We start from the raw sequence: 23,144 nt of genomic DNA on the forward strand, positions 1-23,144 counted from the left end.
AAAACCGGGATCCACTTTTCCGGATCATGCCCTCAGCCCTTCATCAGATTGACGTCTTCAACCGCGATCGAGCCGCGGTTGCGGAAATACACCACGAGGATGGCAAGCCCGATGGCCGCCTCCGCCGCTGCCACCGTCAGCACCAGCAACGCGAACACCTGGCCGACGATGTCGCCGAGATGGGTCGAGAACGCCACGAAGTTGATGTTGACCGCGAGCAGGATCAGCTCGATCGACATCAGGATGACGATGATGTTCTTGCGGTTGAGGAAGATGCCGAGGATGCCGAGCGTGAACAGGATCGCGCCGACCGACAGGTAATGTCCGAGACCGATGGTCATTGCACCCACTCCGCCGCGTCCGCGTCCTTGAGCCCCTGCCCCGAGGCGACCTTGCGCACATCCATGGCCAGCGCCGGCGTGCGGGCGTTCTGCACGTTGATGTCCTGGCGCTTGACCTTCACCTTGTGGCGCAAGGTCAGCACGATGGCGCCGATCATCGCCACCAGCAGCACCATGCCGGACAGCTGGAAGTAATGGATGTACTTCGTATAGAGCACCAGGCCGAGCGCCTCGGTGTTGCTGACATTGCCGGGGATCGCCGCGGTGATCGACTTGCCGACCGTCGGGTTGATGACCCAGCCGCCGGCCACCAGCAGCAGCTCGGCGAGGAAGATGAAGCCGATCAGCAGGCCGACCGGCAGGTATTCGAGGAAGCCCTGGCGCAGTTCGACGAAATCGACGTCGAGCATCATGATCACGAACAGGAACAGCACGGCGACCGCGCCGACATAGACCACGACCAGGATCATGGCGAGGAATTCGGCGCCCATGAGCACGAACAGGCCGGATGCGTTGACGAAGGCCAGGATCAGGAACAGCACCGAGTGCACGGGATTGCGCGACGCGATCACCATCACCGCCGAGGCGACGCAGATGCCGGCGAACAGATAGAAGAACAATGCGGGAAGGATCATGACCTCACCTCACCGGTACGGCGCGTCGAGTTCGATGGATTTTGCAATCTCTCGCTCCCAACGGTCGCCATTGGCGAGAAGTTTCGCCTTGTCATAATACAGTTCCTCACGCGTCTCGGTGGCGAATTCGAAATTCGGCCCCTCGACGATCGCATCCACCGGGCATGCCTCCTGGCACAGCCCGCAATAGATGCATTTCACCATGTCGATGTCGTAGCGCACCGTGCGCCGCGTGCCGTCGTTGCGGCGCGGGCCGGCCTCGATGGTGATGGCCTGCGCCGGACACACCGCCTCGCACAGCTTGCAGGCGATGCAGCGTTCCTCGCCGTTCGGATAGCGGCGCAGCGCATGCTCGCCGCGGAAGCGCGGCGAGATCGGCCCCTTCTCGAAGGGGTAGTTCAGCGTCGGCTTCGGCTTGAAGAAATAGCGCATGGCGAGGACGAACGCCGAAGCGAACTCCGCCAGCAGCAGCGAGTGAGCAGTTGCCCTGATATTCATAGCGACCTCATTTCGGAGCGAGCCCCCGAATTGCAGCACGGCGGCGACGATCACGACCATCGCCAGCGACAGCGGCAGAAACACCTTCCAGCCCAGACGCATCAGCTGGTCGTAGCGGTAGCGCGGCACGATCGCCTTCGCCATCGCAAACATGAAGAACATGAAAAATACCTTGAGCGTGAACCAGATGATTCCGGGCACCCAGGTGAACGGCGCGACGTCGATCGGCGGCAGCCAGCCGCCCATGAACAGGATCGCCCCCATCGCGCACATGGTGGTGATGGCGACGTATTCGCCGAGCATGAACAGCAGGTACGGCGTGGAGCCGTATTCGGTCATGAAGCCGGCCACCAGTTCCGATTCGGCTTCCACCAGATCGAACGGAGGACGGTTGGTCTCGGCCAGCGCCGAGACGTAGAAAATCACGAACATCGGGAACAGCGGCAGCCAGTACCAGTTCAGGATGGTCAGCCAGGGCAGACCGATCAGGCTGGCGAGCCCCTTGGTGTGCTGCGCCTCGACCACCGCCGACAGGTTCAGCGAACCGGCGCACAGCAGCACGGTGATGATGACAAAGCCGATCGAGACCTCGTAGGACACCATCTGCGCCGCCGAACGCAGCGCGGCCAGGAACGGGTATTTCGAGTTCGACGACCAGCCGGCCATGATGATGCCGTACACCGACAGCGATGAGATCGCGAAGATGTAGAGCACGCCGACATTAATGTCGGAGACCACCCAGCCGAGGTTGACGGGGATCACCGCCCAGGCGGCCAAAGCCAGCACGCAGGAGACCAGCGGCGCCAGCAGGAACACGCCCTTGTTGGCGCTGGAGGGAATCACCGGCTCCTTCAGCACGAACTTGAGGAGATCGGCGAAGGATTGCAGCAGGCCGAACGGGCCGACCACGTTGGGTCCGCGACGGATCTGCACCGCCGCCCAGATCTTGCGGTCGGCGAGCAGGATGTAGGCGATCGCGATCAGCAGCACCACGAGCACCAGCAGGCTCTGTGCGATCATGATGATCAGCGGCCACAGGGTGCTTGTCCAGAATTCAGCCATCGTCCTACTCCGCCGCCGTCAGCAACTGGCCAGACGCCAGGCGGGAGCACTCCGCCATCACGGCCGACGCACGCGCGATCGGGTTGGTCAGGTAAAAATCCGCAACCGGCGACTTGAAGGCCGCCTTGTCGACGCTGCCGCCCTTGCTGGCAAGAGCCTTGATCGCAGCGTCGTCGCCGGCCTCGATCTGGTCGAGCCGCATCAGATGCGGCACCGCCTTGAAGATCGCCTGGCGCAGCGCCGTCAGCGAGATCCCAGGGCAGTTTGTGGCCGAGCACGTCGGACAGCGCGCGCAGCACCGCCCAGTCCTCGCGGGCATCGCCCGGCGGGAACGCGGCACGGTTGGCAATCTGGGCGCGGCCCTCGGTATTGACGTAGATGCCGGACTTCTCGGTATAGGCGGCGCCCGGCAGGATCACGTCGGCGCGATGCGCGCCGCGGTCGCCATGGGTGCCGATATAGACCACGAAGGTGCCGTCGGCGACGTTGACGTCGTCGGCGCCGAGCGAGAACAGCACATCGAGCCCGCCCGCTTTGGTCATGTCAGCCAGGGGCAGGCTGCCGTCGCCCGGCGCAAAGCCGATATCGAGCGCGCCGACCTTCGATGCCGTCGCCTGCAGCACGGCAAACCCGTTCCAGCCGTCGGTGATCGCGCCGACATCCACCGCGAGCTTGGCGGCGAGCGCCAGCACGGCGGCGCCGTCGGAACGCGACACCGCGCCCGCGCCAACCAGCACGATCGGGGTCTTGGCGCCCTTCAGCACATCGGCAAACGCGTTCTTGCCGGCGGCGAGTTCGCCCAGCGAGATCGGTGCCGGCGCCGAGATAGTCGTAGCCATAGGTGAGATCGGCCTTGTCGCCGATCACGCCGACCTTCATCTGGCCGCTGCGCCAGCGCTTGCGGATGCGCGCGTTGAGAACGGCGGCTTCCTTGCGCGGATTGGATCCGACGATCAAGAGCGCGTCGGCCTGTTCGATGCCGGCGATGGTCGGGTTGAAGATGTAGGAGGCGCGGCCGGCCTTGGGATCGAAGGCGGCGCCGTCCTGGGTGGCGACATTCGCCGAGCCCATCTTGGTCAGCAATTCCTTCAGCGCGAACATCTCTTCCACCGCGGCGAGATCGCCGGCGATGGCGCCGATCTTCTTCGGCGCAGCGCCCTTCACCTTGGCGGCGATGGCGGCGAAGGCTTCAGGCCAGGTGGCAGCGCGCAGCTTGCCGTTCTCGCGCACGAACGGGCGGTCGAGGCGCTGCGAGCGCAGGCCGTCGACGATGTGGCGGGTCTTGTCGGAAATCCATTCCTCGTTGATCGCCTCGTTGACGCGCGGCAGGATGCGCATCACCTCGCGGCCGCGGGTATCGACGCGGATCGCCGAGCCGACCGCATCCATCACGTCGATGGACTGGGTCTTGCCGAGCTCCCACGGGCGTGCGGCAAAGGCATAGGGCTTGGAGGTCAGCGCGCCCACTGGGCAGATGTCGACCAGGTTGCCCTGCAATTCGCTTGTCAGCGCGGTCTCCAGATAGGTGGAGATCTCCATGTCCTCGCCGCGACCGAGCGCTCCCATCTCCGGCACGCCGCAGACTTCGGCGGCGAAGCGGACGCAGCGCGTGCACTGGATGCAGCGGTTCATCGAGGTCTTGACCAGCACGCCGAGATACTTGTCCTCGACGGCGCGCTTGTTCTCGGCAAAGCGGCTGGTATCGACGCCGTAGCCCATGGCTTGGTCCTGCAGGTCGCACTCGCCGCCCTGGTCGCAGATCGGGCAGTCCAGCGGATGGTTGATCAGCAGGAATTCCATCACGCCCTCGCGGGCCTTCTTGACCATCGGCGACTTGGTCGAAATCTCCGGCGGCTCGCCCTTGGGACCGGGCCGGCAGTCGCGCACGCCCCAGGCACAGGAGGCCACCGGCTTCGGGCCGCCCTTCACCTCGACCAGACACATCCGGCAGTTGCCGGCGATCGACAGCCGCTCGTGATAGCAGAAGCGCGGGATCTCGGCGCCCGCCGCCTCGCACGCCTGCAACAGCGTGAACTCGGCGGGGACATCGATCTCTTTGCCGTCGATGATGAGTTTGGTCATGCCTGTCTCTAACTCAGTGGGCGTCAGCTATTTCAAGACGCCGCTCGATGCGATCGATACGTATTTCCATTCGGTCCAGCCGGCGATTAACGCCCGCAAGCCCCTCTTCCAATCCCGTTACGCGAATTTTCAAATCGCGCATGTCGTCCAGTACTCGATCCATCTTCTCATCGAGCCGCCGCAGATACACAAGAACGAGATTGTCTGGTTCTTCTGCCATCTCCGCCTCCTGCTTACCCCTACTCCGCCGCGACCATATGCGCGGGATCGAGAATGCCCTGGTCGTCGAGGCTCGCCTTGCGGCTGAAATCGTCGATACGGCGTTCGATCTCCGGGCGGAAGGCGCGGATCAGGCCCTGCACCGGCCACGCGGCGGCATCGCCGAGCGCGCAGATGGTGTGGCCTTCGACCTGTTTGGTCACTTCCAGCAGCATGTCGATCTCGCGCTTGTGGGCGCGGCCCTCGACCATGCGGTTGAGCACCCGCCACATCCAGCCGGTGCCCTCGCGGCACGGCGTGCACTGGCCGCAGCTCTCATGCTTGAAGAAGTAGCTGATGCGGGCGATCGCCGCGACCACGTCGGTGGACTTGTCCATGACGATGACGCCGGCGGTGCCGAACGAGGATTTGACGGCGCGGGTGCCGTCGAAGTCCATGATCAGCTCTTCGCAGTCGGCCGCAGGGATCAGCGGGCACGAGGCGCCGCCGGGAATGATCGCCAGGAGATTGTCCCAGCCGCCGCGGATGCCGCCGCCGTGCTTGTCGATCAGCTCGCGGAACGGGATGCTCATGGCATCCTCAACGACGCAGGGCGTGTTGACGTGGCCGGAGATGCCGTAAAGTTTTGTCCCCACGTTGTTGGCGCGGCCGATGCCGGCGAACCACGATGCGCCGCGGCGCAGGATGTCCGGCGCCACCGCGATCGACTCGACGTTGTTGACAGTGGTCGGGCAGCCATAGAGACCGACGTTGGCCGGGAATGGCGGCTTCAGCCGCGGCTGGCCCTTCTTGCCCTCGAGGCTCTCCAGCAGCGCTGTTTCCTCGCCGCAGATATAGGCGCCGGCGCCGTGGGCGACATAGAGATCGAACGGGAAGCCGTGGATGTTGTCCTTGCCGATCAGCTTGGCCTCATAGGCCTGGTCGATCGCCGCCTGCAGATGCTCGCGCTCGCGGATGAACTCGCCGCGCACATAGATATAGCCGACATGGGCGCCCATGGCGCAGCCGGCGATCAGGCAGCCCTCGACCAGCAGATGCGGGTCGTGGCGCATGATCTCGCGATCCTTGCAGGTGCCGGGCTCGGACTCGTCCGCGTTGACCACCAGATAGCTCGGCCGGCCGTCGGCATTGTCCTTCGGCATGAACGACCATTTCATGCCGGTCGGGAAGCCGGCGCCGCCGCGGCCGCGCAGGCCCGACGCCTTCATCTCGGTGACGATCCAGTCGCGGCCCCGGTCGAGAATGGCCTTGGTGCCATCCCATCCGCCGCGCGAGCGCGCGCCCTTGAGGCCCCAGTCCTCGAGGCCGTAGAGGTTGCGGAAGATGCGATCCTTGTCGTCGAGCATGGCGTCCTCGATCAGCGATTGGCTTGCTTGTAGGCGAGCATGGCGGCAAAGCCGCCAAACACCACGGCCCACAGCAGGCTTGATTCAAGCGTCGCGCTCATGAAATAGCGCTGCAGCAGAAAGATGAAGGCCACAGCCGCAGCCGTATGCAGCAGCACGTAGAGCCACTTGTTCATGGGCATTGCACCTGTCGGCATTGCGATGGCCACCGGGCGAGACGACGTCATTTCGCTGGTGCCTTCTTGGGTCCCGAACCGGTCGGCGGGTTGGTCTTGGTGGCGTCGGCCGCCGGCGGCTTCGGCGCCGGGCTCTCGCGTTCGCTGGCGCCCTTGGTCGGCTTCTTGGCGTCGGCATCGCTCAGCGCCGGACCGTCATTCGGCGGCGTATCGAGCGGCGGACGCGTGAACGCGCCGCCGTCCTTCAGCGTGCGCGCGCCGCCCTCGGGCGCCGCGAACTGGCGGCCGATCTGCGAGCCCGGCTTCGGCGGCGTGCCGGCGGCGAAACCGTCGAGCAGCTTGTTGAGACTGTCCCTGGTGAGATCCTCGTAGGTGTCACTCCAGATCATCGCCATCGGGGCGTTGACGCAGGCGCCGAGGCATTCGACCTCCTCCCAGCTGAAATCGCCGTCAGCCGAGAGATGGAATGGATCGTGGTGGATGCGGTGCTGGCAGACGTCGATCAGCTCGCCGGCGCCGCGCAGCATGCAGGGCGTTGTGCCGCAGACCTGGACGTGGGCCTTCTTTCCCACCGGCTGCAGCTGGAACTGGGTGTAGAACGTCGCCACTTCGAGCACGCGGATATAGGGCATCGCCAGCATGTCGGCGACCACGCGGATCGCCGCTTCCGACACCCAGCCGGCGTTCTGCTCCTGCGCCCGCCACAGGATCGCAATCACCGCCGATGCCTGACGGCCCGGCGGATATTGCTCGATCTGCTTCTGCGCGAACGCGAGGTTTTCCGCGGTGAAGGCGAAACTCGCGGGTTGCAGTTCTTTCGGTGCCAGGCGGCGGACGGACATTGTCTGGACTCTCATTGAGCGCGGCGCGCAGCGCTCGCATTCAGGCGGTGGAAACGGTCCTGCCAGAACGGGCTCGAAGTGCCGAACACGTTGTAGCCGACATGGCTGGACACCTTGATGCGATCGAGGATCGACAGCTCGGTGATGGTCTCGTAGCGATTGCTGCGCGGATCGTACACGATCAGCTGCAACGGCGATTGATCCAGGATAAAGCGCGATACCGTGTGCTGGGGATCGTTGCCATGCTCTTCGCATATGATCACCGAGTCGCATTGCAGCAAACGCGTGGCACCCTTGATCGCGTCGATCTCGACGCCTTCGACGTCGAGCTTGATCACGAACTTGTCGGTCGCCGATACCTTGCCGTCGTCGAGCAGGTTGTCCAGTGCCAGCACGGGCACGTCCTCGCCGCCGGCAGCGTCGCCGACGATGCTCAGCGCCTCATGCTTGGTGCCCGACAGCCGTGCGGTGCCGCGGCGGTCGCCGACCGCGCACTTCAGCGGCTCGAACCGGCCGTCATTAAGCACGGCGTTGCCGGCAAGAATCGCGAAATTCTGCGACGACGGCTCGATGGCGAGCGCCCGGTGCGCGCCAAACGGCTTGCTCGACACCAGCACCGACCAGTAGCCGTAGTTGGCGCCGCAATCGAGCAATGTGTAATCGACGTCCACGGAGTCGCGGAACAGCAGCTCCAGCTCGTCTTCATAAGAGAACGTGCGGTTGAGCAGCTTGCTCCAGTAGCCGTCGCCATAGGGAAAGGCGAACTGGGCGTCGGGATTGAGCTTCACAACGATGTCGCGCGCCGGCAGCGTCCTGCGCAGCAGGTTGGCGCACATGTTGTAGCCGCGATGGTAGAACAGCGATGACACCTTGGAGCCCGCCACCAGCGCCAGCGCAGCCGTGCGTTCCCATGGGCTTGCACCCACGAGAGCGCCTGACGCCCGGTCAAACTGGATGGGAGGCTGCGCGGAGGAGATCACCGATCGACCTCTCCAAACACGATGTCGAGGGAGCCGAGGATGGCGGAGACGTCAGCCAGCAGATGGCCCTTGCAGATGAAGTCCATCGCCTGCAGATGCGCGAAACCCGGCGCGCGGATCTTGCACTTGTAGGGCTTGTTGGTGCCGTCGGAGACCAGATAGACGCCGAACTCGCCCTTCGGCGCTTCGACGGCGGCATAGACCTCGCCTTCCGGCACCCGGAAACCTTCGGTGTAGAGCTTGAAGTGGTGGATCAGCGCTTCCATCGAGCGCTTCATCTCGCCACGGCGCGGCGGCGACACCTTGTGATCGTCGACGACCACCGGGCCCTGCCCGTCCGGCGCGCGCAGCTTGGCGATGCACTGCTTCATGATGCGCACCGACTGGCGCATCTCTTCCATGCGGATGCAGTAACGATCGTAGCAGTCGCCGTTCTTGCCGATCGGAATGTCGAATTCCATCTCGTCGTAGCATTCGTAGGGCTGGGCCTTGCGAAGATCCCAGGCTGCGCCCGAGCCGCGCACCATCACGCCGGAGAAGCCCCATTCCCAGGCCTGCGCGAGCGAGACCACGCCGATGTCGACGTTGCGCTGCTTGAAGATGCGGTTGCCGGTGAGCAGCGTCTCGAGATCCTGCACCACTTCGAGGAACGGATTGCACCACGCCTCGATATCGTCGACCAGCTTGGGCGGCAGATCCTGATGCACGCCGCCGATGCGGAAATACGCCGCATGCATGCGCGAGCCGGAGGCGCGCTCGTAAAACACCATCAGCTTCTCGCGCTGCTCGAAGCCCCACAGCGGCGGGGTCAGCGCGCCGACGTCCATGGCCTGGGTGGTGACGTTCAGCAGATGCGACAGGATGCGGCCGATCTCGCAATACAGCACGCGGATCAACTGGCCGCGGCGCGGCACGGTGATCCCCAGCAGCTTTTCCGCAGCGAGGCAGAAGGCGTGCTCCTGGTTCATCGGCGCGACGTAATCGAGGCGGTCGAAATAGGGAATCGCCTGCAGATAGGTCTTCTGCTCGATCAGCTTTTCGGTGCCGCGATGCAGCAGGCCGATATGCGGATCGACGCGCTCGACCACTTCGCCGTCGAGCTCCAGCACCAGGCGCAGCACGCCGTGCGCCGCCGGATGCTGCGGGCCGAAGTTGATGGTGAAATTACGGAGGGCGGGTTCACCCATGGCTAGCTCCCAGCCTTGTCGGTGGCCTTCTCATCGCCCGGGATGGTGTAGTCGGCACCTTCCCATGGCGAGAGGAAATCGAACTTGCGGAATTCCTGATTGAGCCGGACCGGCTCATAAACCACGCGCTTTTCCTGATCGTCGTAGCGCACTTCGACGAAGCCGGAGAGCGGGAAGTCCTTGCGCAGCGGGTGGCCATCAAAACCATAATCGGTCAACAGCCGGCGCATGTCGGGATGGCCGGTGAAGATCACGCCATAGAGATCGTAGGTCTCGCGCTCGAACCAGTCGGCACCGGGAAACACCGTGATGATCGATGGCACCTGGGTGGTCTCGGAGGCCGCGGCCTTGAGCCGGATGCGGGCGTTCAGCGTCGGCGACATCAGGTGGTAGACCACCTCGAAGCGCTGCTCGCGGCCGGGATAGTCCACCGCGGTGACGTCGATGAAGTTGACGAAGCGGCAGCCGGGTTCGTCACGCAGGAAGCGCACGACATCGACGATCCTGGCGGCCTCGACCGCAAGGGTCAGATCGCCGAAAGCGACCGAGGCGCCGGTGACAGCGCCGGGCAGCGCGCTGACGATCGTCTGGCCCAGCGTGTTGAGTGTGCCGTCGTCCATAACTTCAGCCTTAACGTTCGATGGTTCCGGTGCGTCGGATCTTCTTCTGCAGCAGCAGAACGCCGTAGAGCAACGCCTCGGCGGTCGGCGGGCAGCCGGGCACGTAGATGTCGACGGGCACGATGCGATCGCAACCGCGCACCACCGAATAGGAATAGTGGTAGTAGCCGCCGCCATTGGCGCAGGAGCCCATCGAGATGACGTAGCGCGGCTCCGGCATCTGGTCGTAGACCTTGCGCAGCGCCGGGGCCATCTTGTTGGTCAGCGTGCCGGCCACGATCATCACGTCGGACTGCCGCGGCGAGGCGCGCGGCGCGAAGCCGAAACGCTCGACGTCGTAGCGCGGCATCGACACCTGCATCATCTCGACGGCGCAGCAGGCCAGACCGAAGGTCATCCACATCAGCGAGCCGGTGCGGGCCCAGGTGATCAGGTCGTCGGCGGCGGCGATGAAGAAGCCCTTGTCGGACAGCTCGGCATTGACCTCGAGGAAATACGGATCGTTCGCCCCCACCGGCTTGCCGGTGTTGGGATCGATGATGCCGGAGGGCGCACGCGCCACCAGCGGCTGCGCGCCGACCGGCCGGGCCGACGGCGTCGGCTGCATTGAGGACGAGGACACGGGGCTCAATCCCATTCGAGCGCGCCTTTCTTCCATTCGTAGGCGAAGCCGACGGTGAGCACGCCGAGGAATACAATCATCGACCAGAAGCCGGTGGCGCCGAGCTTCCCGAAGGCCACCGCCCAGGGAAACAGGAACGCCACTTCGAGATCGAAGATGATGAACAGGATCGCCACCAGATAGAACCGCACGTCGAACTTCATGCGGGCGTCATCAAAAGCGTTGAATCCGCATTCATAGGCGGACAGCTTTTCCGGATCCGGGCTCTGATAAGCGACCAGGAAGGGGGCGATCAGCAGCGCCGCGCCGATCACCGTCGCAATGCCGATAAAGACCACGAGTGGAAGATAGTTCTGCAAGATGCCGTTCATCGGCGATCCCTTACCCCGCGGCGCCCGCCCGCAGATTCGAAGACATTGGAATTGTTCGAGGCTTAGCGCAGCGCAACAAGGGGCGCAAGACGCGCAACGCCAGCTACGCACTCCCTGCACGGCTGGACTGCGCCCGGCGATGACCTGGGAACAGCGACGCTCCGGAACGCCGCCACACGGCTCGCTGCAGCATCGCGTGCAGTTCGCCTCTGCCCACTTCCAAAGGTTGTATATATCTTGCCATAAACCTAAGAGTGCATGAAATTGTTTGTGCACGTTTGGGAGAAACGTCATGGCAGAAGCCCCATCCTTTTCCGACGAAGCCATCCAGGCAGCCGTCGCCTCGGCAAAGTCCTATTACGACAAGCGCGACCTCCAGGCCGAACGGCCGCAACTCGGCCTCGACGACGGGCATATGGCCATATGGCCAAACGTCGTTGCGAGGCGCGCTCCCGAGCTCGTTTTAACTCGTCACCCACCGAGCCGCTCGATAGGGCGGACGTCCTCACAGATGGCCTTTTGCCGCCGCACCCTCAGGTCGATACTTCTCGGTTTGGCCATAAAAGGTCTGATCGGATCCCCCGCTGTCGTCGCCGCCGAGCTTAGCTGCGCGCACTACGCTGTCTTTAAAAAGCTCCCGAACGGCTTTCGGGAAATCGCGAGCGGCAGTCTCGTCGGCGGTGCCGAGATATTCGTTTTATCGAACGGCTATTGCTGCGACAACGGCCCCGCGCTTTCACGTTATTCTGGTCGGCCGGCTCCCCTGGGCGAACACTGGTCATGTCGTCATGCATCCGGCGACGAGCTTGAGGTCAGGTAGTGGTATCTGCACCGCCGAAACACATGCGGCGGCCTCCCGCCGAAGCCAGCACCATCACGCGATCAGCTAAACAACAAAGCCCGCACAACGCCGCAGCCGCACTTAGCGGCCGTCTAGGCTACGGTCTGCATGATGTCCTGGGATATCCACTTCGCCAACCCGATCGAATTGCCGTCGGGCAAGCTTCTCTTCACTCTGCGGGATGCCGGCCTCCACATCGTCGGCCTGCCGAAGGCCGAGCAGAACAAGCCGGCTTGGCAGAACGCGATGCATGTTCTCATTCAGGCGGCGGATCATCTCGGCCCGGCCCGGCACGACTATAAGGCCGATCTAATTCTCATGGAGACGGTACTGCTGCTCAGCGTCGTCGGCGAGTTCCGTGGTATCGGCATCGTTCAACAGCCGCGAGATCCGCCAGCCCTCAACATTCCCGCTTTCACGGGATCTTCGCCGGAGGCGGTGGGCAGCGATGATGAGGCGGGCCTTTCGGATTGGATCGAGGCGCTTGAGATCGTCGATCATCTGCGTCGCTCCTGTGTCACATACCGGACCCAACAGGAGGAATCGCACTACGTTCCATCCAGCGCCCCGATGGCCTCCATCACGAGCAGCCGGCGAAAGCCCGTGCGAACAGGTCCTCCCGATGCGCCCAACGGGCAAGACGCGTCGGTACATTCGTCGGTAGATGCTCAGCTGGACGGCTTCGCTTCCTTGCACGACTTCCGGATTGACAGCGGCCGGTGGCGCAGTTCTCTAAAGCACCATGGGACAGATCGACCAGGCAAAGCGGTGCCCTCACTGCGGATCGCAAATGGCGCTGGCGCTGCCGCCGGGCGGGCGCGGCCCGCGCATGCTGCGCTGCTTCGAGTGCGACGGCCCCGATCCGATCAAGAGCGAAGCGGTAAACTGGATCAGGGGCGAGCTTCGCCCGCCAAAATAGGTCGCGGCTCCAGGTTTGACCGAGCTTGCTGACTAGGCGGTCCAGCAGCCGCCCGCCTCATAGCAACGACCTGGATGATGCAATTTTGAAACCGACTGCTTCACCCCTGCACTAGTGAGGGACGATATCAGTTTTTGCGTCCTCTGGCGGCCGTTCCCCATTGCCGCCAGCGCTTCGCTCAACTTCGGCGCCGCACTTCCTGCATTGAAACGTCTGAATCTCAAAGTGCACGCCGAGGACCGGGTGAGGGCTCCGCCGCGTCAAGCCCATGTACGCTCCGCATACGCACTCAAGACGATGGTGAGATCCGAAGTGGGGCAACAGAAACTCCAGCGAATGATTCGTGCAATCTTAGATGGAAGGCTTGGAGTTTGTCTGTCCGATGGGTAGCTTAAGGGGCGATGCTCGCCTGATTGATCTCAGGGTGGCGAATGAACCTGCCGTGGCCAATGGTGCCGGCGAGATCCAGCAACGCCATATCGCAAGTTTTCAGACATGCGCCGCTCAGGTGCCGTCGAAGCCACGACTGGCAGAGTCGATCCCGCGGCGCTCGCCGGCAAGATGGCCAATTCGATCGACACCAATCGCGATCTGCAGGCCACCTACCGGCCTCACAGCGCGGCGCTGGTTCGGCTCGCAGCCGAAGCGCGGGCGCGTGGCGGTCTCTGCTGCGCTCTGCAGGCACCAAGGAAGGCGCCGCGTGATGGCGAACGAGAACGAAACAGGCGCACGGAGTCGAAAGTGCCTTGGGATGGAGTCGAAACTGGAATTCGGGGGATCTGCTAAGGTGCTGAACCAGTTTATAAAACTGGCGCGAGAGACGGGACTCGAACCCGCGACCTCTGCCGTGACAGGGCAGCGCTCTAACCAACTGAGCTACTCCCGCGTGGATCGTTTGCAATCCCGCAGTGAGGGTGGACATAAAGGGGTGACCAATTGAAGTCAAGGACGTTGCGAAAGCCCTTTTTCATTCGGCCTTCGATGATCGCCGATGCGAATAACCGGCTATTTGCAGGGCAAACAGCGTAGTCAGCCGGCCCCCGAATCGTTTAAGCCCTGCGGGCCTTAGGTTTCCAGGATCACACCAACGAGGAGGGCCAGAATTCATGGCGAAAAAAGCAGTTACCGCGACCCCGGCCGCAGCGAAGACCGCCGCTGCAGCCAAAAAGGCCGCCGCCCCCGCCACCGTCACCCTCAAGCACCTCGCCGCCGCCCTGGCGGAAGAGCATGAGTTGTCGAAGAAGAAGGCAGAAGAGATTCTCGGCGACATGGTCGGCCGCATCACCAAGCACCTCAAGAAGGGCGAGCGGATTCGCATCGTCGGTCTCGGCATCCTGCAGGTGCGCAAGCGCGCCGCCCGCATGGGCCGCAACCCCGCCACCGGCGAAGCGATCCAGATCAAGGCCAGCAAGAAGGTCGCGTTCCGCGCCGCCAAGGAACTGAAGGAAGCCGTCTAGGCTTTATCAGCGATTCGACACTCCGGGCCGCCGCGCGGCGGTCCGGGACGGTGCGCCCTCCAGCCATACGGTGATGCCAGTGACCTCCATCGCGTTCACGCACACCGTCACCGAGCGCTTCCTGCGCTATGTGGTGATCGACACCCAGTCCGATCCCTCCTCCCCCACCTGCCCGTCCACCGAAAAGCAGAAGGATCTCGGCCGCCTGCTCGCCGCCGAGCTGCGCGAGATCGGGCTCGCCGACGCGCATCTGGACGAGCACGGCTACGTCTACGCAACGATCCCCGCGACATCCGACAAAAAAGTGCCGGTGATCTGCTTCTGCTCGCACATGGACACCTCGCCGGATTGCACCGGAAAGGACGTCAAGCCGCAGATCGTCAGCAATTATCAGGGCGGCGACATCGTGCTGCCCGGCGACCCAACGCAGGTGATCCGCGCCGCCGACAACCCGGCTTTGGCCGACCAGATCGGCCACGACATCATCACCTCCGACGGCACCACGCTGCTCGGCGCCGACAACAAGGCCGGCCTCGCCGAGATCATGGACGCGGCGCGCTTCCTGGTCGCCAACCCCGCCATCAAGCACGGCGTCATCAAAATCCTGTTCACGCCGGACGAGGAGATCGGCCGCGGCGTCGACAAGGTCGACCTGCAAAAACTCGGCGCCGATTTCGCCTACACCATGGACGGCGAGACCGCCGGCCACATCGAGGACGAGACCTTTTCGGCTGATGGCACGGTGATCACCATCGAGGGGGTCAGCACCCATCCCGGCTTCGCCAAGGGCAAGATGGAGCACGCCATCAAGATCGCGGCGGCGATCGTCGACCGGCTGCCCAAGGACTCCTGCTCGCCCGAGACCACCGAGGGCAAGGAAGGTTTCCTGCATCCGATCAGCATTTCCGGCGCGCTGGAAAAAGCCACGGTGAGTTTCATCGTGCGCGATTTCACCGATGCCGGGCTCGCCGAAAAGGAAGCGCTGCTGCATGCCATCGTCGACGATGTGATGCGCGACTATCCGCATTCCACCGCGTCGCTGGAGATCAAGCACCAGTACCGCAACATGAAGCAGGTGATCGACCTGCATCCTCATATCGTCGACTACGCCATGGAGGCGATCCGCCGCGCTGGCCTTGAGCCGAAGCGCACCAGCATCCGCGGCGGCACCGACGGCTCGCGGCTGTCGTTCATGGGCCTGCCCTGCCCCAACATTTTTGCGGGCGAACACGCCTTCCACGGCCGCACCGAATGGGTCAGCCGCCAGGACATGGAAAAGGCCGTGCAGACCATCGTGCATCTGGCGATGATCTGGGAAGAACGCGCCTAAGGCTGCCAGCGCCCAGCCGAATACCTGCGACAATCTGCGCCGCCAGAATGGCGGCACGCGACGATCTCGCCCGGCTGAATCCCTCGCGGTTTGATGCACTGGTCCGTTCATGACGAACGGAAACAGCCAGTGATCGATTCAACTGACGACTCCCTGGTGGCCCTGCTCGCGCCCGCGCGCCTGACTCATATTGTCGACATCGGCGCCAATCCGATCGACGGCGACGCGCCCTACAAGGCGATGCTGGAACGCCGCCTCTGCCGCGTCACCGGATTCGATCCGCATCCCCAGGCGCTGGCCCGGCTCAACGCCGCCAAGGGCGATCTCGAAACCTATCTGCCCTATGCGATCGGCGATGGTGAGACTCATACGCTGAAAATCTGCCGCGGCATCGGCTTCGCCAGCCTGCTGCAGCCCGACGACAAGACGCTGATGCATTTCCCGCGCTTCACGGAACTCGGCCGCGTGATCGGCGAGATCGACGCTCGCCACACAGCGGCTGGACGACATCGCCGAACTGACGCCCTTCGACCTGCTGAAGATCGACATTCAGGGATCGGAACTGTCGGTGTTCCGCCACGGCCGCGCACGGCTGACCCGGGCCGTCGCCGTTCACACCGAGGTTTCCTTCGTGCCGCTGTACAAGGATCAGCCGGTGTTCGGCGACGTCGATCTGGAACTGCGCAGCCTCGGCTTCATCCCGCACATGTTCGCGGCCATCAACAAGAAGATGATCGCGCCGATGATGGGGCCCAATCCGGCCGCAGCCCTCAACCAGCTGGTCGAGGCCGACGTGGTCTATGTACGCAATTTCATCGAGGCCGAGGCGATGGACGCCGAGCAGCTTAAGCATCTCGCGCTCGTCGCGCACCATTGCTACGGCTCGTTCGACCTCGCGGCTAACTGCCTGCATCACCTGGTTCGCCGCAAGGCGGTGCCCGCCGACGCCGGCAATCGCTACGTCCTGCGGCTGGCGGCGGCCCGCCCGGCGCCCGTGCGCGCCACCGCCTGACGCCCACGACGCGGCGGCAACGCTGGCATCGCCGCTCCCGCGATTTTGATGGCCGCATGATGCAGGGCTGCATCCCCCTCACGCGCCTCGCCAAAGCACCCCGCCCATGCCATTTCTGACTCGGATGCTGCGCCGCACCATGGACAGCCCCGGAGCCACGATTCGATGATATCCCGTCCCATTCTCGCGCTGGCCGCCGCCTCGTTCGGCATCGGCACCACAGAATTCGTCATCATGGGGCTGCTGCCCGATGTTGCCGGCGACTTCGGCGTCAGCATTCCGCAGGCGGGCTATCTGGTGTCCGGCTATGCCATGGGCGTGGTGGTCGGCGCCCCCATCGTGGCCATTGCCACTGCCGGCCTGCCGCGCAAGACCGCATTGCTGGCGCTGATGGCGGTGTTCATCATCGGCAATCTCGGCTGCGCGCTGGCGCCGACCTACGGCCTGCTGATGACCGCGCGCGTGGTCACCGCTTTCGCCCACGGCGCGTTCTTCGGTATCGGCGCGGTCGTCGCCAGCAACCTCGTCGCCAGCGAGCAGCGCGCGCAGGCGGTCTCGCTGATGTTCGCCGGCCTGACGCTCGCCAATGTGCTCGGCGTGCCGTTCGGCACCGCGCTCGGCCAGTTCGCCGGCTGGCGCGCGGCGTTCTGGGCGGTGGTCGCGATCGGGCTCGTGGCCGGGCTGGCGATCACCCGCTACGTGCCCTCCGGCCTGCCCGGCACGCGCGGCGGCCTCGCCCGCGAGTTCCGCACCCTGGGCCGCTGGCCGGTGCTGCTGCCGATGCTGATCTCGACGCTGGCCTCGGTGAGTATGTTCAGCCTGTTCACCTACATCACGCCGCTCTTGGAAGACGTCACCGGCCTCACGCCGCACGGCGTCACCGGCGCGCTGCTGGCGATCGGCGTCGGCCTCACCGTCGGCAATTTCTTCGGCGGCCGCTTCGCCGACCGCAACCTGCTGCGCACGGTGGTCGGCGGCTTCTGCGGGTTGATGGCCGTCCTGACCGCGCTGGCCTTCGTCAGCCACGCCATGGTCCCGACGCTGGCACTGCTGGTGCTGTGGGGCGGGCTTGCCTTCGCGCTGGTGTCGCCGCTGCAGATCTGGGTGGTCGATGCCGCCACCGACGCGCCGAACCTCGCATCGACCCTGAACCAGGGCGCCTTCAATCTCGGCAATGCCGTCGGCGCCTGGCTCGGCGGCGTGGCCCTGACCGCGGGCGCCCACTATGGGCAGTTGCCGCTGCTGGCCGCGCTGGTCGCCGCCGCGGCGCTCGGACTGACGCTCACGGCCTTCGTGCATCCGCGGACGCGGCCGGTGCAGATGCGGCCGGCGGAGTAGTTGCGACGCTAGCTGGCCGACTCTGCCAGCGCATTGCAGAGCGCCTGGGACACCATGCGCGTGCTCCACTCGCTCTGGTGCAACCATTCACCGTCGGTCGGATCGGTCATCCAGTCGAACGAAATGCCGTCGATTTCGTGCCAGTGCCGCATCAGGGCAAAACGTCGAAACAGTTGCAGATCCCTGCCGGGCCGGGCCGCTACGATCTCGTCTATCCGCTGCACCATCTCCAGCGTCTGTTTGCGCCGTTCGGGCCGTAGCAGCGCCGGCGCGTATTGCAGGTCCATCACCAGTACGTCGATGCTCGCCTTGCAGATCGCATCGAGCCCTTGTTCGATCGCCGCCACGACCTGACCGCCGGCATAGTTCTCCTCGTGAAAAATCGCATTGGTCCCCACCTGCCAGATAATCATGGCGGGCTTCTCGCCGGCAGCCTTGCGTAAGCGGTCCAGTTCCTCCGGCGCGTCTTCGCCGCCGACGCCGCGGTTGACCACATCGATCATGCAGGGCTTGAATTTTTCGCGCAGCGCGCGCTCGAGCGAGTAAGGATATGGAAGGATGTCGCCCCTGCCCGCGGTCGATGACGACCCCACGGCAATGATCCTGACCACGTCATCATGCTTGATGGCGTTCTTCAGATTTGGAAATGCGTGCGGAAAACGCACGACGTCGGCCGGGGTCTTCGGACTCGCCATGCGCACATCCGTTCATCAAGGTCCGCGCGCGGCAGCCCTTGCGTCGCCGCGTGCAAGCTGTTCTTTTTCTCATGAAATATCGTGTACCGGCTAGAGAGAAACTCGCATGAACGGAAAAATCGTCGTCGTCACCGGCGCCTCCGGCGCACTCGGCCAGGTCGTGGTGAAAATGGCGCGCGGTCGCGGCGCGCGCGTGGCCGAGATCGATCACGCCATCCAGGCCGCAGACGGCAAGACCGCGGATCGCCTGCAGGTCGGCGGCGTCGATCTCGCGGATGCGGCGCAGGCGGGCCAGGCCATCGCCGCCACGGTCGCGCATTTCGGCGGCATCGACGTGCTGATCAACATCGCTGGCGCCTTTTCCTACCAGACCGTCGGCGACGGCGACACCGCGACCTGGGAGAAGATGCACCGGCTCAACCTGCTCACCGCGCTGAACGCCTCGCGCACCGCGATCCCGCATCTGGTGGCATCGAAAGCCGGACGCATCGTCAATATCGGCGCCATCGGCGCGCTGCAGGCCGGCGCCGGCATGGGCCCCTACGCAGCATCGAAGTCCGGCGTGCATCGCCTCACCGAGACTCTGGCCGCCGAGTTGAAGGGCAAGGTTACGGTCAACGCCGTATTGCCCTCGACCATCGACACGGCGGCCAACCGCCGCGACATGCCCAGTGCCGATTTCTCGAAGTGGGTGCGCGCCGACGAACTCGCCGAGGTCATTCTGTTTCTCGCCAGCGACGCCGCCAGCGCCGTCACCGGCGCGCTGCTGCCGGTCAGCGGTCGGGTGTAAATTTGCAGTTCGCTATCGCTGTCGTCACCCGCGAAGGCGGGTGACCCAGTAAACGTTGTCGATGCGTCGTGTCATCAACGTCGCCGAATACTGGGTCGCCCGGTCAAGCCGTACGACGACAGTCTGCGCCTTGGCTCTTAGCCCTTGTTCTTCTTGCCGAAGGCCGGCTTCTCGAATCCGGCGGCGCCTTCGCGCTTGGCCTTGGCGACATAAGGCGGCTTGTCGGCGCGCGGCTTCTTCACATAGGGCACACGCTCGCCCTGCGGCTTGTCGTAGCTCGGCTTGCCTTCGTAAGTAGGCTTGCCCTCGTAGCGCGGCTTGTCACCGGCATAGGGCTTGCGGTCGCCCTTGTCGTTCCAGGACTTCTCCTTGTAGGACGACTTGTCCTTGAAGTCCGGCCGGTCGCCGTCGGAGCTCTTGCTGTAGCTCGGCTTGCGCTTGGCATTGGAGTAGTCGCGATCTTCCGGCTTCGGACGCGACGAGGCGATGGCGCCTTCCGGGCCGTTCGGCAGCGGCTCGATGCGGATGTTGTCTTCCTTGTCCGGACGCTTGACCATGACCAGGAATTTTTCGACCGCGCCCGCGGCGATCTCAAATTCCGAGTTGGCGTCGTAGATCTTAATGGCTCCGATGTCGTTCTTCTCGATGCCGCCGCGACGGCAGATCATCGGCAGCAGCCAGCGGGCTTCGGCGTTCTTCTGCCGGCCGATGGCGGCGCGGAACCACATGGAGCCTTCGCCCATGCTCTCGCGCGGCTTCGACTTCGGCCGCACCTGGCGCGGACCGTCATGACCGTCGGTGTTGCGCGCATCGCGGCCACGCACCGGCGCGCGATCGTCGCGGCCGCGGAACGTGCCGGGATCCTGCACCTCTTCCGGCGCCGGCAGACGCGCGCGATAGAGACGCGCCAGCGCCGCGGCGATGTCCTCGGCCGAACGTTCGGCCAGCATGGCGCGGGCCAGCGTCAGATCTTCCTCGGTGGACTCCTCGGTGAACAAGGTGTCCTTCAGCATGCGTTGCTGATCGAGGGTGCGGATTTCCTCGACGGTCGGCGCGCTGCCCCAGACAGCATCGATGCCGCCGAGATTGAGCAGCAGTTCGGCGCGCCGCTTGCGCGACGGCGGCACCAGCAGGACGCTGACGCCCTTCTTGCCGGCGCGGCCTGTGCGGCCGGAGCGATGCTGCATCACTTCGGCGTCGTTCGGCAGGTCGGCGTGAATGACGAGGCCGAGATTGGGCAGATCGATGCCGCGCGCGGCGACGTCGGTGGCGACGCAGACCCGGGCGCGGCCATCGCGCAGCGCCTGCAGCGCCGAGGTGCGCTCGTTCTGAGTCAGCTCGCCGGAGAGAGCGACCACCGAGAAGCCGCGCTCCTGCAGCACGGTCTGCAGATGACGGACCGCGTTGCGGGTGTTGCAGAACACGATGGTGCTGGGCGACTCGAAGTAGCGCAGCACGTTGACCACGGCGTGGTCGACGTCGTTCGGCGAAATACGGATGGCACGATATTCGATGTCGGAATGGCCGCCATCGGCGCCGGCGACTTCAACGCGGAACGCCTGCTGCTGATACTGCTTGGCCAGCGCGACGATGCCGCGCGGCAGCGTTGCCGAGAACAGCAGCGTGCGGCGGGTCGACGGCGTGGTCTTGAGGATGAACTCCATGTCCTCGCGAAAACCCATGTCGAGCATCTCGTCGGCTTCGTCGAGCACCACGGCCTTGAGCTGCGAGACATCGAGGCGGTTGCGGCGGAGATGGTCGCAGAGACGGCCGGGCGTGCCGACGACGATATGGGCGCCTTCGGCGAGGTCGCGCTGCTCCTTGCGCGGATCCATGCCGCCGACGCAGGACACGACGCGCGCGCCGGCATATTTGTAGAGCCAGGTCAGTTCGCCGTGCACCTGCAAAGCGAGTTCGCGGGTTGGCGCGACGATCAGCGCCAGCGGCAGACCGGCCTTCGGCAGCTTCTCGGCGCCTTCCAGCAGGTTGTCGGCAATGGCTAGGCCGTAGGCCACGGTCTTGCCGGAGCCGGTCTGGGCGGAGACCAGCAGATCGCGTCCGGCGGCGTCATCGGCCAGCACGGCGGCCTGCACCGGGGTGGATTCACTGTAGTTGCGCTCGGCCAACGCGCGGGCGAGCGACGGACCTGTCGATAGAAATGTCACGGGGATGTAAACCTTGGTTTCAAGGACCGCTGTGCGGTCGGGACCCAATTGGACCAAACGGAAACGAATCTGCCGCCCCTCATATCGGGCGGTCACGTCGGGTCCAGGAGTCCGGTACGGGTGGTTGACGCTGCTTTACGCTGCTCTGCAGCAAAATGCCACTCATTGCTGCCATGTGCGGACGAAATCGTCAGAATCCGCGGAAAATGGTCAATGCGGCGTCGTCATCGATCCGGATATCGCGACATTTGCAAGAATAGCTGCCGGTTTCAGCCCGCCTCGGTCTTGCCCTCGCCATCGCCCTCGCGCTTGAACGGCACCAGCAGCCACAAGGTCATGAACGTGGCGAAGGAGATCACGACAGCCACGTCATAGGCGCCGAGGCCGACCGCCGCACCGGTGGCGCCGGTCGACCACAGGCTGGCGGCGGTGGCGGTGCCGTGTACCGAGCCGTTGTGCTTGAGGATGGCGCCGCCACCGATGAAGCCCATGCCGGTCATTAATCCCTCGATGATGCGCGCGGTGCCTTCGGGGTGGCCATTGAGAACGCCCTCGGTCGCCTGCACGATGCCGCAGGTCGCCAACGCGACCAGCGGGAAGGTCCGCAGGCCGGCGCTGCGCTCGGCGCGTTCTCGGTTCCAGCCGATCGGCAGCGCCAGCACATAGGCAATCGCCAGCGCTATGAGGTGCGGCAGAACACGAAAACTATCCGACATTTCAAGAAGTCGCTGCAAGGAGGTCTCCGGGCTCCGCGCCGGTCAGAGCGGCCCCCAGGCTGCCGTCGCGCGCGATCCGGTCTAAACTCAAGCATTGAGTCGCGGTTCCAGCGACCCATCGTCTCACTGCGCAGGCCCGTTTTGGAAACCACCCTCTACCTACCGGTCAAGAACTTCCTCGAAGGCCTCGGCTTCACCGTCAAGGGCGAGATCGGCGGCTGCGACCTGGTGGCACTGAAGGGCGACGATCCGCCGCTCGTGGTGATCGGCGAATTGAAACTGACCTTCAATCTCGAACTGCTGCTTCAGGGCGTCGACCGCGCCGGCGCCTGTGACGAGGTCTGGCTGGCGGCCAAACTGTCGATCCGCGGCAAGGGCCGCGAGAGCGATGCGCGCTATCGCAACCTGTGCCGCCGCCTCGGCTTCGGACTGCTGGGGATCACCGATGCCGGCGGCGTCGAGATCCTGGTGCCGCCCGCGACCGCGGCGCCGCGCCGCAATCCGAAGAAGCGTTCGCGCCTGGTGAGCGAGCACAACCGGCGCAAGGGCGATCCGGTGCTCGGCGGCAGCACGCGGGCGCCGATCATGACCGCCTACCGGCAGCAGGCGCTTGCCTGTGCCGCGGCGCTGGTAGAAGGCCCGCGCAAGGTGCGCGAACTGACGCCGGACTATCCCGACGCGCAGAAGATCCTGCATCGCAATGTCTATGGCTGGTTCGATCGCGCCGAGCGCGGCTCTTACTTACTTACCGAAGCCGGCCACGCCGCGCTGAAGCGCTGGCCGCAACCGGTGCCAACTGCTTCCGCCGCGACCGACTAAACGACGCGTTGATGGCGGCGAGAGCAGCTTCAGCAAAAGGTGATGTGCATGGCTGCATTGTCGCGAGCAATTCATATTGCA

General features: G+C 64.6%; 24 protein-coding genes, 1 tRNA gene and 2 pseudogenes. 8 read left to right on the forward strand and 19 right to left on the reverse strand.

Features of this window, described 5'->3' with window-relative positions; translation table 11 throughout:
- Positions 1-32: 32 nt before the first annotated feature.
- From nuoK to ONR75_RS19915, 14 genes and pseudogenes are all read right to left on the reverse strand, one after another.
- Complete coding sequence (gene nuoK / locus ONR75_RS19850) at positions 33-341, reverse strand: NADH-quinone oxidoreductase subunit NuoK (RefSeq protein WP_265078771.1); 309 nt, start codon at positions 339-341, stop codon at positions 33-35.
- Positions 338-976 carry an NADH-quinone oxidoreductase subunit J gene (locus tag ONR75_RS19855; protein WP_265078772.1) on the reverse strand — a complete coding sequence of 213 codons (639 nt, stop codon included), beginning with the start codon at positions 974-976 and terminating at the stop codon, positions 338-340. Before ONR75_RS19855 ends, nuoK begins: the two co-directional genes overlap by 4 nt.
- A 9-nt stretch (positions 977-985) precedes the next feature.
- Positions 986-1,474, reverse strand: coding sequence for an NADH-quinone oxidoreductase subunit NuoI (gene nuoI / locus ONR75_RS19860; protein ID WP_092142263.1), 489 nt, complete (start codon positions 1,472-1,474; stop codon positions 986-988).
- Between the two features lie 21 nt (positions 1,475-1,495).
- A pseudogene (nuoH, locus tag ONR75_RS19865) lies at positions 1,496-2,536 on the reverse strand (NADH-quinone oxidoreductase subunit NuoH); the annotation flags it as partial.
- 4 nt (positions 2,537-2,540) lie between these two features.
- Positions 2,541-4,618, reverse strand: a pseudogene (gene nuoG, locus ONR75_RS19870) (NADH-quinone oxidoreductase subunit NuoG).
- Positions 4,619-4,631: 13 nt separating this feature from the next.
- Positions 4,632-4,838: a hypothetical protein gene (locus ONR75_RS19875; protein WP_265078773.1), complete on the reverse strand. Its 207-nt coding sequence runs from the start codon at positions 4,836-4,838 to the stop codon at positions 4,632-4,634.
- Between the two features lie 19 nt (positions 4,839-4,857).
- Positions 4,858-6,183 (reverse strand): NADH-quinone oxidoreductase subunit NuoF, encoded by a 1,326-nt coding sequence (gene nuoF / locus ONR75_RS19880; RefSeq protein ID WP_265078774.1) that lies wholly within the window; start codon positions 6,181-6,183, stop codon positions 4,858-4,860.
- A gap of 11 nt (positions 6,184-6,194) precedes the next feature.
- Positions 6,195-6,380: a hypothetical protein gene (locus ONR75_RS19885; RefSeq protein ID WP_265083738.1), complete on the reverse strand. Its 186-nt coding sequence runs from the start codon at positions 6,378-6,380 to the stop codon at positions 6,195-6,197.
- A gap of 26 nt (positions 6,381-6,406) precedes the next feature.
- Positions 6,407-7,201: an NADH-quinone oxidoreductase subunit NuoE gene (nuoE, locus tag ONR75_RS19890; RefSeq protein WP_265078775.1), complete on the reverse strand. Its 795-nt coding sequence runs from the start codon at positions 7,199-7,201 to the stop codon at positions 6,407-6,409.
- An 11-nt stretch (positions 7,202-7,212) separates the two neighbouring features.
- Positions 7,213-8,178: an FkbM family methyltransferase gene (locus ONR75_RS19895; RefSeq protein WP_265083739.1), complete on the reverse strand. Its 966-nt coding sequence runs from the start codon at positions 8,176-8,178 to the stop codon at positions 7,213-7,215.
- Positions 8,178-9,368 carry an NADH-quinone oxidoreductase subunit D gene (locus ONR75_RS19900; protein ID WP_265078776.1) on the reverse strand — a complete coding sequence of 397 codons (1,191 nt, stop codon included), beginning with the start codon at positions 9,366-9,368 and terminating at the stop codon, positions 8,178-8,180. The genes ONR75_RS19895 and ONR75_RS19900 overlap by 1 nt, the downstream gene beginning before the upstream one ends.
- Positions 9,369-9,370: 2 nt before the next feature.
- Positions 9,371-9,988: an NADH-quinone oxidoreductase subunit C gene (locus ONR75_RS19905; protein ID WP_265078777.1), complete on the reverse strand. Its 618-nt coding sequence runs from the start codon at positions 9,986-9,988 to the stop codon at positions 9,371-9,373.
- 10 nt (positions 9,989-9,998) lie between these two features.
- Positions 9,999-10,595 (reverse strand): NuoB/complex I 20 kDa subunit family protein, encoded by a 597-nt coding sequence (locus ONR75_RS19910; protein ID WP_265083740.1) that lies wholly within the window; start codon positions 10,593-10,595, stop codon positions 9,999-10,001.
- Positions 10,596-10,615: 20 nt separating this feature from the next.
- Complete coding sequence (locus ONR75_RS19915; protein WP_265078778.1) at positions 10,616-10,981, reverse strand: NADH-quinone oxidoreductase subunit A; 366 nt, start codon at positions 10,979-10,981, stop codon at positions 10,616-10,618.
- A 292-nt stretch (positions 10,982-11,273) separates the two neighbouring features.
- Here ONR75_RS19915 and ONR75_RS19920 point away from each other — a divergent pair, with 292 nt between their 5' ends.
- Complete coding sequence (locus ONR75_RS19920; protein WP_265078779.1) at positions 11,274-11,801, forward strand: hypothetical protein; 528 nt, start codon at positions 11,274-11,276, stop codon at positions 11,799-11,801.
- A 129-nt stretch (positions 11,802-11,930) separates the two neighbouring features.
- Positions 11,931-12,773, forward strand: a complete 843-nt coding sequence (locus tag ONR75_RS19925) for a hypothetical protein (protein ID WP_265078780.1) — start codon at positions 11,931-11,933, stop codon at positions 12,771-12,773.
- A gap of 777 nt (positions 12,774-13,550) precedes the next feature.
- Here ONR75_RS19925 and ONR75_RS19930 read toward each other — a convergent pair.
- A tRNA-Asp gene (locus tag ONR75_RS19930) sits at positions 13,551-13,627 on the reverse strand.
- 220 nt (positions 13,628-13,847) lie between these two features.
- Between ONR75_RS19930 and ONR75_RS19935 the strand changes: the two genes are divergently transcribed.
- Both ONR75_RS19935 and pepT read left to right on the forward strand, forming a co-directional pair.
- The gene (locus ONR75_RS19935; protein ID WP_265078781.1) at positions 13,848-14,198 is read left to right on the forward strand and encodes an HU family DNA-binding protein; all 351 of its coding nucleotides are present in this window, start codon (positions 13,848-13,850) and stop codon (positions 14,196-14,198) included.
- Between the two features lie 73 nt (positions 14,199-14,271).
- Positions 14,272-15,528 (forward strand): peptidase T, encoded by a 1,257-nt coding sequence (gene pepT, locus ONR75_RS19940; protein ID WP_265078782.1) that lies wholly within the window; start codon positions 14,272-14,274, stop codon positions 15,526-15,528.
- 138 nt (positions 15,529-15,666) lie between these two features.
- Here the strand turns inward: pepT and ONR75_RS19945 are convergent, their stop codons facing one another.
- On the reverse strand, positions 15,667-16,077 hold the full coding sequence (locus tag ONR75_RS19945) for a hypothetical protein (RefSeq protein WP_265078783.1): 411 nt from the start codon (positions 16,075-16,077) through the stop codon (positions 15,667-15,669).
- Between ONR75_RS19945 and ONR75_RS19950 the strand changes: the two genes are divergently transcribed.
- On the forward strand, positions 16,076-16,540 hold the full coding sequence (locus tag ONR75_RS19950) for a hypothetical protein (RefSeq protein WP_265083741.1): 465 nt from the start codon (positions 16,076-16,078) through the stop codon (positions 16,538-16,540). The two genes, ONR75_RS19945 and ONR75_RS19950, sit on opposite strands and share 2 nt — an antisense overlap.
- Before the next feature lie 165 nt (positions 16,541-16,705).
- The gene (locus ONR75_RS19955) at positions 16,706-17,878 is read left to right on the forward strand and encodes an MFS transporter (RefSeq protein WP_265078784.1); all 1,173 of its coding nucleotides are present in this window, start codon (positions 16,706-16,708) and stop codon (positions 17,876-17,878) included.
- Positions 17,879-17,886: 8 nt separating this feature from the next.
- Here ONR75_RS19955 and ONR75_RS19960 read toward each other — a convergent pair whose 3' ends face one another.
- Complete coding sequence (locus tag ONR75_RS19960) at positions 17,887-18,381, reverse strand: SGNH/GDSL hydrolase family protein (protein WP_265078785.1); 495 nt, start codon at positions 18,379-18,381, stop codon at positions 17,887-17,889.
- A 298-nt stretch (positions 18,382-18,679) separates the two neighbouring features.
- On the opposite strand from ONR75_RS19960, the gene fabG reads away from it, so the two are divergent.
- On the forward strand, positions 18,680-19,363 hold the full coding sequence (fabG, locus tag ONR75_RS19965; protein WP_265078786.1) for a 3-oxoacyl-ACP reductase FabG: 684 nt from the start codon (positions 18,680-18,682) through the stop codon (positions 19,361-19,363).
- A 137-nt stretch (positions 19,364-19,500) separates the two neighbouring features.
- Here the strand turns inward: fabG and ONR75_RS19970 are convergent, their stop codons facing one another.
- Together ONR75_RS19970 and ONR75_RS19975 are read right to left on the reverse strand one after the other, a co-directional pair.
- The gene (locus tag ONR75_RS19970; protein ID WP_265078787.1) at positions 19,501-21,528 is read right to left on the reverse strand and encodes a DEAD/DEAH box helicase; all 2,028 of its coding nucleotides are present in this window, start codon (positions 21,526-21,528) and stop codon (positions 19,501-19,503) included.
- Between the two features lie 269 nt (positions 21,529-21,797).
- Positions 21,798-22,262, reverse strand: coding sequence for an MgtC/SapB family protein (locus ONR75_RS19975; RefSeq protein ID WP_265078788.1), 465 nt, complete (start codon positions 22,260-22,262; stop codon positions 21,798-21,800).
- A 123-nt stretch (positions 22,263-22,385) separates the two neighbouring features.
- Here ONR75_RS19975 and ONR75_RS19980 point away from each other — a divergent pair, with 123 nt between their 5' ends.
- Positions 22,386-23,063: a DUF2161 domain-containing phosphodiesterase gene (locus tag ONR75_RS19980; RefSeq protein ID WP_265078789.1), complete on the forward strand. Its 678-nt coding sequence runs from the start codon at positions 22,386-22,388 to the stop codon at positions 23,061-23,063.
- Positions 23,064-23,144: the final 81 nt, after the last annotated feature.

The sequence above is a fragment of the Rhodopseudomonas sp. P2A-2r genome (assembly GCF_026015985.1).
Lineage (GTDB): Bacteria > Pseudomonadota > Alphaproteobacteria > Rhizobiales > Xanthobacteraceae > Tardiphaga.